We start from the raw sequence: 13,792 nt of genomic DNA, 5'->3' as shown, positions 1-13,792 counted from the left end.
GTCCAGTACGCGCGGTCGTCTAGTGGCCGCGCGTCGTTTGAATGATAAATGGGCGCCCTTTATGGGCTGAGGCTGCTTTGAAATGGCTTTGATCGTACAAAAATTTGGAGGCACCTCGGTCGGCACTGTCGAGAGAATCGAGCAGGTCGCCGATAAAGTTAAGAAGTTTCGCGAAGCCGGCAACGATCTGGTGATTGTGCTCTCTGCGATGAGTGGCGAGACCAATCGCCTGATCGAACTGGCCAAACAGATCAGCGATCAGCCGTTGCCCCGTGAGCTGGATGTGATTGTGTCCACAGGCGAGCAGGTGACCATTGGCTTGCTGGCGATGGCACTGAACAAGCGTGGCGTGCCCGCGGTGTCTTACACCGGCAGCCAGGTGCGTATTCTCACCGACAGTTCGCACACCAAAGCCCGCATCCTGAAGATTGACGATGAAAAGATCCGCGCCGATCTCAGCGCCGGGCGCGTTGTCGTGGTGGCGGGTTTCCAGGGGGTCGATGAGCACGGCAACATCACAACCTTGGGGCGTGGTGGCTCTGACACCACCGGTGTGGCCTTGGCGGCAGCCTTGAAAGCTGACGAATGCCAGATCTACACCGATGTTGATGGTGTTTACACCACTGACCCGCGTGTGGTGGCCAAGGCGCAGCGTCTCGAAAAGATCACCTTCGAAGAAATGCTCGAAATGGCCAGCCTTGGCTCCAAGGTGTTGCAGATTCGCGCTGTCGAGTTCGCAGGCAAGTACAACGTTCCGCTGCGCGTATTGCACAGCTTCAAAGAGGGGCCGGGCACCCTCATTACTATTGATGAAGAGGAATCCATGGAGCAGCCGATCATTTCTGGCATCGCTTTCAACCGCGACGAAGCCAAGCTGACCATCCGTGGTGTGCCAGACACCCCGGGCGTGGCGTTCAAGATTCTCGGGCCTATCAGCGCGGCCAACATTGAAGTCGACATGATCGTGCAGAACGTTGCGCACGATAACACCACCGACTTCACCTTCACTGTGCACCGCAATGACTACCAGGCGGCTTATCAGGTGCTTGAAAACACCTCTAAAGAGATCGGTGCGCGCGAAGTGGTGGGCGACACCAACATTGCCAAGGTCTCGATTGTCGGCGTGGGCATGCGTTCTCACGCGGGTGTTGCCAGCCGCATGTTTGAATCGTTGGCTAAAGAGAACATCAACATCCTGATGATCTCGACGTCCGAGATCAAAGTGTCGGTGGTGATCGAAGAGAAGTATCTGGAGCTGGCCGTGCGTTCCCTGCACACCGCTTTTGAACTGGATGCACCTGCCCGTCAGGGCGAGTAAGAGTTGCCAAGGGCGAGGTTGATCCGCGCCCTTTGTTTTTTTGATCCGCGTGAACGCACTCCGTCAAGCTGGTCAATACTGGGGGCGGTGGGCTATAGCTGTTTAGCTAGTAGTCCCAAGCCCCTTTTTTTTGCAGACTGTTGTCCCTGAATTGAATAGCGTGAGGAGAAACGTATGCTGATTTTGACTCGCCGGTGCGCGGAAAGCCTGATCATAGGCGATGGTGAGATTACGGTGACCGTGCTTGGGGTTAAAGGAAACCAAGTGCGTATTGGTGTGAATGCCCCCAAGGAAGTGGCTGTGCACCGTGAGGAAATCTACCTGAGGATCAAGAAGGAAAAGGACGAAGAACCAAGTCTCTAATTTTATTTAAGTTTTTAGTTGCATACGGGGAAAAGGCTGGTTATTATACGCCCCGTGTTGCGGAGAGGTGGCCGAGTGGCCGAAGGCGCTCCCCTGCTAAGGGAGTACATCTCAAAAGGGTGTCGGGGGTTCGAATCCCCCCTTCTCCGCCATTATTTATGTAGCACGTTCAAATCTAGCCGGTTTCAGTAAGTTGTTGAAATTATTGAAAAAAAAGCTTGGCAGAGAGATTTAACGGTCTATAATACGCAGCTTCAAATGCACTCGTAGCTCAGCTGGATAGAGTACTCGGCTACGAACCGAGCGGTCACAGGTTCGAATCCTGTCGAGTGCACCATTTAAGAGTTAGTTGCTTCGGTAGTTAACTTTGCTTCAACCAGGGTGGTCTGGTCTAACAAACACAACTTGCACTCGTAGCTCAGCTGGATAGAGTACTCGGCTACGAACCGAGCGGTCACAGGTTCGAATCCTGTCGAGTGCACCAATTAAGAGTTAGTTGCTTCTGCGGTTAACTTTGCTTCAACCAGGGTGGTCTGGTTTAACAAACACAACTTGCACTCGTAGCTCAGCTGGATAGAGTACTCGGCTACGAACCGAGCGGTCACAGGTTCGAATCCTGTCGAGTGCACCAAACACCAAAAAGCCTGCACATTGTGCGGGCTTTTTGCTGTCTGCGATTTAAGAAACTTCACGAGCAGCAACTGCTCCTGAATTAACCTGCCAGAGCGATGTCCGATAGAGACCATGCCTTGGGCATTTATCTCGTGTGGGTGTTTTGCGTAGGGTCGTTGTCAATAAAGGATGGGTTGCCTGTATCGCAGGCCACTGGAGAGTCCTTGGGTATGTGCTCTACGCCGCTTGGCGTTCGTCGCAGAGTGAGCTTTCAAGGTAAATACTAAAAACGCCTCGCAAGCGTCTGTTATCGCCGAGATTTTTAGCGTCTTTAATTTTTAAGCCGTGTATGATTGCGCCCGTCAGCCCCGCCGGGGCTTGTGGAATACCTCCATGGACTTACCCAGTAGTTACTCAGCATCCTGTTTTTCCAATCATGAATTGACTGATTGATCCTTCCGGCGTGCCCTGCTGCTGGGAGTGGAGCTCGCCTATGACCGAAGTTGAAGTAAAGAAAACCCAAGACAGCCTGCAAAGCCGTCTTGCTCAAGTAATTGAGCTGCTCAATCGCCAGCGTGTGGTCGAAGACCTGACTCACCGTCAGGAAGGCCATCACCATGACCGGGTTGAAAACCTGGTCCATCGGCAAAATCTTGTTGAACTCCAGCGCAAACTGGAAGACCTGCACTCCGCAGACGTTGCCTACATTCTGGAAGCATTGCCCCTGGAAGACCGTTTAACGGTCTGGCAGCTGGTCAAGGCTGACCGTGATGGCGACATCCTGCTTGAAGTGTCTGACTCCGTACGTGAAACCTTGATCGCCGACATGGACGATCATGAGCTCCTGGCCGCTGCCAAGGAGATGGACGCTGACGAACTCGCTGACCTGGCCCCTGAGCTGCCGCGAGACGTTGTCCATGAGCTGATGGAGACCCTCGATGCCCAGCAGCGTGAGCGTGTTCGCTCCGCGCTGTCGTATAACGAGAACCAGGTCGGCGCCTTAATGGACTTCGAGATGGTGACAATCCGTGAGGATGTCAGCCTTGAAGTGGTATTGCGCTACCTGCGCCGGCTTAAAGAGTTGCCTGGCCATACCGATAAACTGTTTGTGGTCGATTATGACGGCGTGCTCAAGGGCGTGCTGCCGATCAAGCGTTTGTTGGTCAATGATCCCGAAAAGCAAGTGGTCGATGTGATGGCCAGCGATCCGGTCAGTTTCCAGCCAGATGAAGACGCCTATGATGCTGCGCAAGCCTTCGAGCGTTATGACTTGATCTCGGCACCCGTGGTCGACAAGAACGGCAAGCTGATCGGTCGTTTGACCATCGATGAAATGGTCGATCTGATTCGTGAGGAAAGCGAAAGCGAAGTCCTCAATATGGCGGGTTTGCGCGAAGAAGAAGACATTTTCGCGTCAGTCTGGAAGTCCCTGCGTAACCGTTGGGCCTGGTTGGCGGTCAATCTGGTGACGGCATTTATCGCTTCGCGCGTTATCGGGCTGTTTGAAGGTTCCATTGAAAAGCTGGTGGCGCTGGCCGCGCTGATGCCCATTGTTGCAGGGATTGGCGGCAACTCCGGTAACCAGACCATCACCATGATCGTACGGGCCATGGCGCTTGATCAGGTCAACACCGGCAGCACTTCGCGTTTGATGCGCAAGGAACTGGCCGTAGGCCTGATTAACGGTTTGGTGTGGGGCGGTGTGATTGGCGTAGTTGCCTATATGTTGTATGGCAGTTGGTCGCTGGGGGTAGTGATGACGGCGGCAATGACCCTCAATCTGTTGCTGGCCGCGCTTATGGGTGTGCTGATCCCCATGACGTTGGCCAAAATGGGGCGTGACCCGGCAATGGGTGCCAGTGTCATGATCACCGCCATGACGGACAGTGGTGGGTTCTTTATCTTCCTTGGGTTGGCAACGATCTTCTTGCTTTGATCCACTTCAGGCGCAAATGACGCCCATAAAAAAAGCCAGCTGAGCTGGCTTTTTTTATGGCGGGTCGATCAGGACGCTTTGGAGGCTGCTTCAGCATCGTGAGCGATCAGAGAGACCAGCGCATTTTGTTGACGGTGCGACAGCTGGCGAAAGCGTTGCAGCAATTCGCGTTCATGCAGGGAAAGCTCTGGGCTGTCCAGGCGCATGCTCAGATCATCACCCAGGGATCCTTCCTGAATAAGACTTTGCTCCAATCGAGCAATGATTTCTGAGTTCATGCTGCGGTGATGTTCGCGAGCCACTTCGGCAATACGCTCGCGCATTCCGTCTGGCAGGCGTACGACGAACTTGTCAGCCGTACGGCTTGAGTAAATTGCCTGTTTCAATGGGCGCATTATAGTTAACCGGTTAGTTCAGGGGAGCGGTTCTCGGAATTGGCCGCAGGATGGCACTTATGACCATCGTTTTGACCAAATGTTCAACCTGAATTGTTAAGAGGCGCGCATCATGCCTCATATCAGCCACTTCCCTGGCGTCAATTCTGTGACAAATATTGAACCGGATAGAGGCTTTATGCCAGTAGCCATTATCAAAATATGCGCTGAATTGAGGTGTACTTCTTCATTTTTCTTTAAAAAATATCCGTTTGAACAGGTCTGCACGACATCAAGCGCTTGAAAGCCTGTACCCGGCCCCTTACCTGATCAAAAGAAAGAAGTTGGGCGCAGTTTAACGGGCGGTCAAGCCCCCGGAGATCCAAAGCATGTCAGGCAAATTGATATATTTGATGGGCCCTTCGGGCTCCGGCAAGGATAGCCTGATTGACGCGGTTCGGCCTTATCTGGCGCGGCGCGGCTGTGAAGTCATTCAGCGTGTCATCACTCGCTCCAGGGAGGCGGTAGGGGAGGAGGCGCGCGGTGTCTCTTTCGATGATTTTCAAATGCTCAAAGCGCAGGGGGCGTTTGCCTTGCATTGGCAAGCCAATGGGCTGGAATACGGCATTCCCGTGCAGCTTGATGAGTGGTTGAGGGCGGGTCGCCATGTATTGGTCAACGGGTCGCGGGGGCACTTGAAGCGTGCGCGGGAACGTTATCCTGACTTGCTGCCCATTATGTTGCGAGTTGATACCCCGGTATTGCATCAGCGCCTGTTGGCGCGGGGTCGGGAGACGCGAGAAGAAATCCTCGCTCGACTTGAGCGTAATCGTTCATTTCTTGACACGACGCAGGCGATGCGCGGTGAGCGAATTCACCTGCTGGATAACTCGGCAGCCTTGTCGAGTGCAGTGCAAAGACTTCTGGCCATCATCGATGAGGGCACAAGAGGGTTAGCGTAGCTGAGGGTCGAACTTGATCCGGTGTCCGATAATGCGTGCAACCAGCCAGCTCGCAAAAAATACGATTGCCGCAATTAAGGGCGCATTGCCAAACGCGCCCTGAGTGACGACATCAAACGCCAGGCTGAGCAACGCCATTAACAACAATCCCCAAGCAATTTTTGACATGAATATTTACGCTCTCTTTAAAAGGCCCAGCGCTCATCTTGGCTGTTCTGAATGGCAGCCGCCTGTTCGGCGGCCAGTTGCGGCGATAGGTGGGCATTGCCTGACATCACTGCGCGTTGGGGCAGAACCTTGAGAGGTTTTTCGTAAGTGCCAGCCACATCGGCTATCTGCTCGGACGAGGTCGTCACGGGTTGAAAGTGAAAAACAACCAGCACGACTAGAGCGACGGCGTTTAATAGAATCAGGGTGCTGTTCATGGCTGCCACCTCTGAGGGCATGGACGGAATACGGTTAATAGAGCAGTCTTCGTGCCAACTTTGAAAGTCGATAAAAGCCTTTAAATACAGTGTCTTACGGTTAGTTTTAGGCGCTCTTGGATTGCAAATTGCAATGATGGCATTTGGCTGCAGTGCAAATTGCACGATGTGAGTGGAGTGTGATTTATTGTCCGTATCGATATTGGCTGCAGGATGCACAGGAGGGGTGGCCTTGTCGCGCAACGCCTGACAGTTAAAAAGCCCAAGGACGACATGACAAATTAAGGGATGCCCGTTACCATGCACGCCGTTATTTGTCTCAGTAGCTCAATTGGATAGAGCATCCCCCTCCTAAGGGGAAGGTTGCAGGTTCGAACCCCGCCTGGGACACCATATTTTCTCGCTTGCCGGTTTTAATCCTCTTTAAGCCGTGAACGAGGTTGCTTGAATCTCGCCGTATTGATGAGCCTTTTTCATAAGGCCTTGTCGTTTTCCCGCCTACTCTCAATCCACTTTATCGTCTAACGTTCTTCGCGACGTTGCAGCGCACAGCTATCCGCCGGGTGGCTCTGAGCCTGACTGTTCGCTATCGCGCTATGGCGATCCCGCGCTGACAGGGCGATACGTCATGCACACGCGTCGATATTCGAGGCGGTACGCGATTGCACCCGCGCAGTCGCTGGATGTTCTTTGACAGGAGTCGCGTTGATGAGACCTTTTATCGCACCACTGGTTGCCTTGACACTGATGGCGGCATCTTCCACTTCAATGAGTACAACGTCTGCCAGCGGCACGCTGTCGAACAAACAGCTGGCCATTCCTGTGATCGCCGCGTTTATGGCGTCCAGTGACCTTCCACGGCTTAATCAGGCCTTGAACCAAGGGTTGGATGCGGGGCTGACCGTCAGTGAAACCAATGAAATTCTGGTGCAGTTGTATGCCTATGCGGGGTTTCCGCGCAGCCTCAACGCACTCGGCGAGCTGATGAAGGTGCTGGAGGCGCGTAAACAGCGCGGTATCGAGGACGCACAGGGGCGTGACCCGGTACGGGAAATCCCCACAGGTGATGCCTTGCTTGAGGCAGGGATTGCCAATCAAACCCGCATTTCGGGTGGTGTGGTGAAGGGGCCGCTGTTCGAGTTCGCGCCGGTCATCAATCAATACCTGCAAACCCATTTGTTCGGCGACATTTTTGAGCGTGACAACCTTGACTGGCAAAGCCGTGAGCTGGCCACCGTAGGTGCCTTGGCCGCGACACCCGGTGCGGAGCCTCAACTGCACGCCCACATGCTGGCCAGTCTGCGGGTCGGTTTGACGGCTGAACAATTGCGCCAGGTCACCCGGGTGCTCACCGAGCGTGTGGATAAGGCTGTAGCGGATCGCGCGAATGAAGCACTGACTCAAGCCTTGGCGTCGGAGAAAACAACCCAGCCATAATCGTCGACGGTTGATGAACATTCACATCAGTCTGCGCACTGCCTCAATGGCCTCGTACTGAAATCATCAGGCGAGGCCTTTTTGCATTTCAGCACTGTTGCTCAGCCAACACTGGCTGAACATTCGACGGCCATTGCAACACAACCACGTCTTGTAACTTGCCCTTAACCCTCCTGAAAACAGGCACTTGGCCAGTTGGCACGCTCGCTGCAATGGCTCAGTCATCGTGAGATTGACTATGCCCATAGAAACTCGCCTATCTCTTAATTCAGGTGGGGAGCAAGACTTTGAACCGCGCGCAATTGGTAACTTCGGCAGTATTCCGACATTCATCTTTATTCGCTGTCAGCAGCGCTTTATTAACCTTGGCCCCCTTTGTCTCGGCTGATGATGTGAACCCCAATGCCGAAAAGCGCTTAAGTACGGTCACCGTGCAAGCCGCCAAACAGAGTGATGTGCAGGCCGCTCAGGCCAAGCTCGACGAAGTCGCTGGCGGCACCAGTCTGGTGACTCAGGCTGAAGTCGAAAAAGGTCGCTCGGCCACCCTTGAAGATACATTGGCCTATCAGCCGGGTGTCTATGCGCAGGCGGCTGGCGGTAACGACGCGATCAAGATTTCGATCCGCGGTTCCGGGGCCAATACCTCGCCCGGTTATTTTCGTGAAGGCACCAAATTTCTCTTCGACGGGCTCGCGCTGACCGGTGCGGGCGGCACACCTTATGAGCTGCTCGATACCCAAGGCCTGAACTACACCGAAGTTCTGCGCGGTGCCAATGCTTTTGAGTACGGCGCCTTGTCGTTGGGTGGGGCGATCAACTTTGTCACCCAGTCCGGGCTGACCGCGCCGGGCAATCGGGTCAAGCTTGAAGGCGGCAGTTTTGGCTGGCAGAAGCAGACGCTGAGCACCGGTGGGGTAGTGGGGGACGGCGATTATTTTGTCAGCGTCGATAACTCACGTCGCGACGGTTATCAGGATTTCACCTTGGCCAAGGCCCAAGGTGTGGTTGGTAACTTCGGCTACCGCTTCAACCCCAAGCTGGAGACCCGCCTGATCATTCGCTACCGCGAGGAATATCACGAAAACGCCGGTTTGCTGACACTGGAGCAGTTGAAAAAGGACTCCCGCCAGACCAACATTGCGACCCGCGACACCCGTGGCGATTCGACCAAGCCCGGCTCAACCTGGGTGGGCAGCAAAACCACCTACACCTTTGACGATGACGCCACGCTGGAAGCCGGGCTGGTCTACCACAATTACCCGCAGATTCTCAGCCGCAAAAGCACGGTCAACCCCAACTACTGGGACTGGCGTGACATCAACTACTCGCTCAAATACACCCGCAATGACGAAGTGTTCGGCCTGTCCAGCACCAGCACGGCAGGCTGGAGCAGTACCGAGCACGTTCGTGCCGGAGTGCGCACGTATCAGGGCGATAAAGACCTCGACATCCTGCAAAAACAGGTCAAGTACGACGGTTCGTTCGACCACGTGTTCAGCCTCGGCAATGACTTGGGCCTGACCGATAACCTGTACCTGGCCACCGGTGTTTCGGCGATCCAGATCAAACGCGATGTGAACGTGACCTTCAGCGACCGCGCCAACACCAGCGGCTTGCCCAACCATTACGACTACGACGAGTGGAAGCTCGCGCCGCGCATTGGCCTGCGTTACTACATCGCCCCGGACGTGCAGTTGTTCGGTAACGTCAGCCGCTCCATCGACCCGCCAAGCTCGTGGTCCATTTCCGGTTCCGGGGTCACCAGCAACTACGCCAAGCCGCTGGTGCCGCAAGCGGCCAACACCGTGGAATTCGGCATCAAGGGTCAGTCGGGCATTTTCGATGGCAGTCTGGCGTTCTATAAATCGTGGATTAAAAACGAGCTGCTGAGCGTTGAAGTGCTACCGGCCACGACCACCTCGGCGGCGGTGGTCTCCACCTCCAATGCCACCCCGACCATTCACCAGGGCATTGAAGCGGGCTTGAGCACGCGACTGTGGGAAGGCAGCAATGGCGACACCCTGACGTGGCGTCAGGCTTACACCCTCAACAACTTCCATTACGAAAACGACCCGCTGTTCAACAAGAACGAACTGCCCGGCTTGCCCAAGCACGTGTATCAAGGCGAGTTGCAGTACCAGTTTGCCAGCGGCTTCTATGCCGGGGTCAACGTGCGCTCCGTATCGAGTACGGCAGTCGATTACGCCAACACCTTCTACGCACCGTCCTACACCTTGTGGGGCGCGCGCATGGGCTATGACGATCCGGGCAAAACCTGGCAGGTGTACCTGGACCTGAAAAACCTCACCGACAAGGATTACGTCACCGCCGTATCGCCGGTCTACAACGCGCAGGGCAAGGACGTTGCGGCGCTGTATCCGGGCGACGGCTTTGGTGCCTTCACCGGTATTACTTACAACTTCTAAGCCATGCGGCCCGGGTGGAGAACGCACATGATCCTGATCACACGGCTCGCTCAGCTAGCGGCACTCGCCAGTGTGCTGGCGCTGGGTGCTTGTAAACCGGCCAACGAAGCGCCCCGTGCAGGGGTTGCGAACGCCGCCAGCATCAGCGACGCGCCTGATGATTATCGCGAAGTTAGCCTCGGCAAGCCGGGTGGAACGCTGCGGCTGTCGACCTCGTCTGACACCACCACCCTGGACGTTCACTCCATTTCACACGGCAACACGCAGTGGCTGGGGCGCATTCTGTTCGACTGTCTGGTGTACCAGGACGAGCACGGGAATATTTCGCCCTGGCTGGCCAAGTCCTGGGACATCTCGCCTGACGGCAAAACCTACACCTTCCACTTGCGCGACGACGTGACCTTCAGCGACGGCGAGAAATTCGACGCTCGTGCGGTGCAAGTCAACCTTGAACAAATGCGCGACCCGGCGACCAAGTCGCCGTTGGCAGCTGCCTATATCGCGCCTTATGTAGACGGGCGAATCGTCGATGAGTACACCTTCGAAGCCCATCTGCGCGAACCCTATTCACCTTTTCTCGACGTGCTGGCGCAGTCTTACCTGAGCATGTTGTCGCCGCGCCAGATGACTCAAGCGCCTAAATCCATTGCCGAGCATGCCATCGGTACGGGGCCGTTTGTGCTCGAAAGTTACACTCGCGATCAAGGCCTCACCTTCGTCAAGCGCAAGGGCTATCACTGGGCGCCTGCGGTCACCCGGCATCAGGGCGAGGCCTACCTCGATCGTCTGGAGGTGAGCATTATTCCCGAGCCGATGATCCGCTTTAGCGCCCTGGAATCGGGGCAGTCGGATTTTACCGTCGATGCCCCCGCACAAAATGCGCAGGCCATTCGCAACAACCCGCAGTTGCAGATGCACACCCGCATTCGCAAGGGCAATCCGTTTCGCAGCCTGACGTACAACGTTGAGAAATTTCCGTTTCAAGACGTGGTGGTACGCCGGGCGGTGGCCAAGGCGATTGATCGTGACGGGCTGGCCTGGATCACCGGGTTTGGTGAATACCAGCCCAAAGGCGATTTTCTGGCCGCCAACACCCGTTACTACACCCCGGACTTCAAAGACGTACTGGCCTACGACGTGAGGGAAGCCAATCGTCTGCTCGACAGCGCCGGTTGGCAGCAGCGTGATGGCGAAGGTTATCGGATCAAGGACGGCCAGCGTCTGGCGGCGCGGTTGGCGACTTATGAGTCCGGTGCTTATCCCAGCAGCGTGGCGGTGGCCATACAGGCCGACCTGAAAAAAGTCGGCTTCGAACTGACCATTGACATGTTGCCACTGGCACAGCTGACTGAACGGCGATACGCCGGTAATTTCCAGCTCTTGGGCGGTGGTTATTGGCACACCAACACCCCGGACGGGCTTTACATCCTTTACCACAGCAATGCTGTCAGTACCCCCACGTTTATCGGGCAAAACGTCGGTGGTTTTCGAGATGCCACGCTGGACGCGGCCTTGACGGCGGCGCGCCAGACCAGCGACCCGGTAGCGCTGACCCACCTGTATCGGATTGCCCAGCAGCAACTGGTGGAGAACGTCCCAGCGGTGCCGGTGTTCGAGAGTTATGTGCTGGTGGCCTACCGCAAAGCGGTCAAGGGATTGATCTTTGATACTTCGCACAACACCCCGGTGTTCACCACGGTCTGGCTCGATCAGGAGGCCCCATGAATCTGTTGCGCTTGCTTGTGCGTCGGGTGTTGTCCGGCATTGGGGTGTTATGGGGCGCTGCCACCCTCACGTTTTTAGCCATGAGCCTGAGTGCCGGCGACCCGGCGCTGGCCATCCTCGGCGGCCCCGGTGCTATGCCCACGGCTGAACTGATTGCTAAGGTGCGCGCCGAATATGGCCTGGACCAATCGCTGGTCGTGCAATACGGCCATTATTTGGGGCGCTTGGTTAAGGGTGATTTAGGCGATTCCTACCGTCTGGGCACGCCGGTCGGCACAGTGATTGCCGGGCAATTGGGCGCCACTGTGCAACTGTCGCTCAGCGCCGCAGCCTTGGCTGTGCTGCTGGCCGTGCTGGTCGCGGTGCTGAGTGCCCATCGGGCGCCGTGGATTCGCTCGCTGGTGTCGGGCACCGAACTGGTGGTGGCCTCGGCGCCGTCCTTTGTGATCGGGCTGGGACTGCTATTGGTATTTGCCTTCGGCTGGCACCTGTTGCCGCCGTCCGGCTCCCACGGCTGGCAGGCGTTGATCCTGCCCAGTGTGGCGCTGGCCTTGCCGGTGGCGGCCGTGTTGAGCCAAGTGCTGCGCCAGGCCCTTGAAGATATCCTCGAACAACCCTTTATCGCAATGGCGCGTGCGCGTGGCATGTCCGAAACCGGCGTGCGCCTCAAGCACGCGTTGCGCCATGCGCTGGTGCCGTTGGTCACGTTGTCCGGCTTCGTATTCGCCAGCTTGCTGGGCGGTGCCGTGGTGATCGAATTGTTGTTTTCCCGTCAGGGTATTGGCCGTCTGATGCTTGACTCGGCCGTGTCCAAGGATGTGCCGCTGCTGCTGGGAATCACCTTGCTGGCGGCAACCATTTACGCGGTCGTGAACCTGTTCGTCGACCTGATCAACCATTGGGTGGACCCGCGAGCCACCGCCGTGTGATGCCACTCCCAAGCAAGGAACTGCCATGACTGATCTCACTTCATACCGCGCGCTCAAGGCGCGTTTCCAGCCGCTGTTCGAGCAGATCGGCGCGGGCGCCGTCGAGCGTGAACAGCATCGCCAATTGGCCTTCGAGGCGGTCAACGCATTACGCACCAGCGGCTTCAGCGCCCTGCGTGTGCCCCAGGCGCACGGCGGTGCCGGTGTCAGCCTGCCGGTGCTGTTTGGCCTGTTGATTGATCTGGCTGAAGCCGACTCAAACCTGCCGCAGATCGTGCGGGCGCACTTCGGCTTTGTCGAAGGACGCTTGTCCAGCCGAGATGCGGCCTCGCAGGATTACTGGTTTGCCAAAGTGGCGGCAGGGCAATTGTGGGGCGCGGCGATGGCGGAACGCAGCGACAGCAGTACCAACTCGGTCAGTCTTCACGCGCAGGGCAATGGTTGGCGTTTGAACGGTGAAAAGTATTACTGCACGGGCACCATTTATGCCGATTGGGTGGCCGCGGTGGCCATGCACGACGAGGACTTTGTCAGCGTGGTCGTGGCAGTGGACGCCCCCGGCGTCACCCGCGAAGACGACTGGGACGGTTTTGGCCAGCGCCTGAGCGGCAGCGGCACCACCCGTTTTGATCAGGTAGACGTACCGCACGCGCACATCCTGCGGCGTTTCAAACCGGGTGAACTGCGGGCCGAATCGTATCTTTCATCGTTCTACCAACTGTTCCACCTCGCCACGCTGGCCGGTATCGCCCGTGCGGCCCTGCGCGACGCCACTGCGTTTGTGCAAGGACGCACCCGCGCCTTCGGCGTGCCGGGTCAATCCAGCCCCAAGAATGACCCGCTGGTGCAACGGGTCATCGGTCGCCTGTCGAGCCTGGCCTACGCCAGCGAAACACTGGTGCTGGCGACTGCCGAAGTGCTTGAGGCCGTCCACCAGCGCGAACTTGAGGGCCGTGCAGAGGAGGCGGATTACGTTGAAGCCGACATCCGTACCTTCCAGGCCCAGCAAGTGGTGCTTGAACAGGTGCTGGAAGCCACCACGCTGCTGTTCGAGGTGGGCGGTGCTTCTGCCACCAGTCAGGCGCGGCGCCTTGATCGCCATTGGCGCAATGCCCGCACACTGGCCTCGCACAACCCGGCGATCTACCGCGAGCGGGCGCTGGGCAATTACTACCTCAACGGCATCAGCCCCGGCGCTGCGTGGCGTGCACTGCATGAGCAAGACGGCGCAAACGCTGCCACCCGTGATGAAGCCAGTGCGGTTTGATCCCACCCCTCAGGAGTC

12 protein-coding genes and 5 tRNA genes are annotated in these 13,792 nt (G+C 56.8%); 14 read left to right on the top strand and 3 right to left on the bottom strand.

Annotated elements, in window-relative coordinates; all coding sequences use genetic code 11:
• The first annotated feature begins 82 nt into the window (after positions 1 to 82).
• From ACI7MX_RS00190 to mgtE, 7 genes are all read left to right on the top strand, one after another.
• On the top strand, positions 83 to 1,318 hold the full coding sequence (locus ACI7MX_RS00190; RefSeq protein ID WP_314487912.1) for an aspartate kinase: 1,236 nt from the start codon (positions 83 to 85) through the stop codon (positions 1,316 to 1,318).
• Positions 1,319 to 1,492: 174 nt separating this feature from the next.
• Positions 1,493 to 1,681 carry a carbon storage regulator CsrA gene (gene csrA, locus ACI7MX_RS00185; protein ID WP_003175645.1) on the top strand — a complete coding sequence of 63 codons (189 nt, stop codon included), beginning with the start codon at positions 1,493 to 1,495 and terminating at the stop codon, positions 1,679 to 1,681.
• Between the two features lie 61 nt (positions 1,682 to 1,742).
• Positions 1,743 to 1,833 (top strand) — tRNA-Ser (locus ACI7MX_RS00180).
• Between the two features lie 108 nt (positions 1,834 to 1,941).
• Positions 1,942 to 2,018 (top strand) — tRNA-Arg (locus ACI7MX_RS00175).
• Between the two features lie 70 nt (positions 2,019 to 2,088).
• Positions 2,089 to 2,165, top strand: a tRNA-Arg gene (locus tag ACI7MX_RS00170).
• A 70-nt stretch (positions 2,166 to 2,235) separates the two neighbouring features.
• A tRNA-Arg gene (locus ACI7MX_RS00165) sits at positions 2,236 to 2,312 on the top strand.
• Between the two features lie 474 nt (positions 2,313 to 2,786).
• Positions 2,787 to 4,229 carry a magnesium transporter gene (mgtE, locus tag ACI7MX_RS00160; RefSeq protein ID WP_405586451.1) on the top strand — a complete coding sequence of 481 codons (1,443 nt, stop codon included), beginning with the start codon at positions 2,787 to 2,789 and terminating at the stop codon, positions 4,227 to 4,229.
• A gap of 68 nt (positions 4,230 to 4,297) precedes the next feature.
• On the opposite strand, the gene ACI7MX_RS00155 is transcribed toward mgtE, so the two are convergent.
• A complete protein-coding gene (locus tag ACI7MX_RS00155; protein WP_153382837.1) occupies positions 4,298 to 4,624 on the bottom strand; it encodes an Arc family DNA-binding protein in 327 nt (108 codons plus the stop codon).
• A gap of 368 nt (positions 4,625 to 4,992) precedes the next feature.
• Here ACI7MX_RS00155 and phnN point away from each other — a divergent pair, with 368 nt between their 5' ends.
• Positions 4,993 to 5,565 (top strand): phosphonate metabolism protein/1,5-bisphosphokinase (PRPP-forming) PhnN, encoded by a 573-nt coding sequence (gene phnN, locus ACI7MX_RS00150; protein WP_405586455.1) that lies wholly within the window; start codon positions 4,993 to 4,995, stop codon positions 5,563 to 5,565.
• Here phnN and ACI7MX_RS00145 read toward each other — a convergent pair.
• A complete protein-coding gene (locus ACI7MX_RS00145) occupies positions 5,557 to 5,733 on the bottom strand; it encodes a PA3371 family protein (RefSeq protein WP_314486929.1) in 177 nt (58 codons plus the stop codon). The genes phnN and ACI7MX_RS00145 overlap by 9 nt on opposite strands.
• Before the next feature lie 17 nt (positions 5,734 to 5,750).
• Positions 5,751 to 5,990 (bottom strand): hypothetical protein, encoded by a 240-nt coding sequence (locus ACI7MX_RS00140; RefSeq protein ID WP_314486932.1) that lies wholly within the window; start codon positions 5,988 to 5,990, stop codon positions 5,751 to 5,753.
• A gap of 316 nt (positions 5,991 to 6,306) precedes the next feature.
• On the opposite strand from ACI7MX_RS00140, the gene ACI7MX_RS00135 reads away from it, so the two are divergent.
• The 6 genes from ACI7MX_RS00135 (at position 6,307) to ACI7MX_RS00110 (ending at position 13,774) form a co-directional block, all read left to right on the top strand.
• Positions 6,307 to 6,383 (top strand) — tRNA-Arg (locus ACI7MX_RS00135).
• Between the two features lie 354 nt (positions 6,384 to 6,737).
• Positions 6,738 to 7,427, top strand: a complete 690-nt coding sequence (locus ACI7MX_RS00130; RefSeq protein WP_405586518.1) for a carboxymuconolactone decarboxylase family protein — start codon at positions 6,738 to 6,740, stop codon at positions 7,425 to 7,427.
• Positions 7,428 to 7,714: 287 nt separating this feature from the next.
• Positions 7,715 to 9,853, top strand: a complete 2,139-nt coding sequence (locus tag ACI7MX_RS00125) for a TonB-dependent receptor family protein (RefSeq protein WP_405586458.1) — start codon at positions 7,715 to 7,717, stop codon at positions 9,851 to 9,853.
• 27 nt (positions 9,854 to 9,880) lie between these two features.
• A complete protein-coding gene (locus ACI7MX_RS00120) occupies positions 9,881 to 11,578 on the top strand; it encodes an ABC transporter substrate-binding protein (RefSeq protein ID WP_405586461.1) in 1,698 nt (565 codons plus the stop codon).
• Positions 11,575 to 12,507, top strand: a complete 933-nt coding sequence (locus ACI7MX_RS00115) for an ABC transporter permease (RefSeq protein WP_405586464.1) — start codon at positions 11,575 to 11,577, stop codon at positions 12,505 to 12,507. The genes ACI7MX_RS00120 and ACI7MX_RS00115 overlap by 4 nt, the downstream gene beginning before the upstream one ends.
• A gap of 25 nt (positions 12,508 to 12,532) precedes the next feature.
• Positions 12,533 to 13,774: an acyl-CoA dehydrogenase family protein gene (locus ACI7MX_RS00110; RefSeq protein WP_405586467.1), complete on the top strand. Its 1,242-nt coding sequence runs from the start codon at positions 12,533 to 12,535 to the stop codon at positions 13,772 to 13,774.
• The last annotated feature ends 18 nt before the right edge of the window (positions 13,775 to 13,792 follow it).

This window comes from Pseudomonas sp. 2024-210, assembly GCF_045062345.1.
Lineage (GTDB): Bacteria > Pseudomonadota > Gammaproteobacteria > Pseudomonadales > Pseudomonadaceae > Aquipseudomonas.
Note: the sequence above shows the minus strand (reverse complement) of the source record. Positions and strands in the feature narration are given on the sequence as shown.

Coding starts and splice junctions, on each gene's coding strand:
- ACI7MX_RS00190 (WP_314487912.1), top strand. CDS start 83: ATGGCTTTGATCGTACAAAAATTTGGAGGCACCTCGGTCGGCACTGTC.
- csrA (WP_003175645.1), top strand. CDS start 1,493: ATGCTGATTTTGACTCGCCGGTGCGCGGAAAGCCTGATCATAGGCGAT.
- mgtE (WP_405586451.1), top strand. CDS start 2,787: ATGACCGAAGTTGAAGTAAAGAAAACCCAAGACAGCCTGCAAAGCCGT.
- ACI7MX_RS00155 (WP_153382837.1), bottom strand. CDS start 4,624: ATGCGCCCATTGAAACAGGCAATTTACTCAAGCCGTACGGCTGACAAG.
- phnN (WP_405586455.1), top strand. CDS start 4,993: ATGTCAGGCAAATTGATATATTTGATGGGCCCTTCGGGCTCCGGCAAG.
- ACI7MX_RS00145 (WP_314486929.1), bottom strand. CDS start 5,733: ATGTCAAAAATTGCTTGGGGATTGTTGTTAATGGCGTTGCTCAGCCTG.
- ACI7MX_RS00140 (WP_314486932.1), bottom strand. CDS start 5,990: ATGAACAGCACCCTGATTCTATTAAACGCCGTCGCTCTAGTCGTGCTG.
- ACI7MX_RS00130 (WP_405586518.1), top strand. CDS start 6,738: ATGGCGGCATCTTCCACTTCAATGAGTACAACGTCTGCCAGCGGCACG.
- ACI7MX_RS00120 (WP_405586461.1), top strand. CDS start 9,881: ATGATCCTGATCACACGGCTCGCTCAGCTAGCGGCACTCGCCAGTGTG.
- ACI7MX_RS00115 (WP_405586464.1), top strand. CDS start 11,575: ATGAATCTGTTGCGCTTGCTTGTGCGTCGGGTGTTGTCCGGCATTGGG.
- ACI7MX_RS00110 (WP_405586467.1), top strand. CDS start 12,533: ATGACTGATCTCACTTCATACCGCGCGCTCAAGGCGCGTTTCCAGCCG.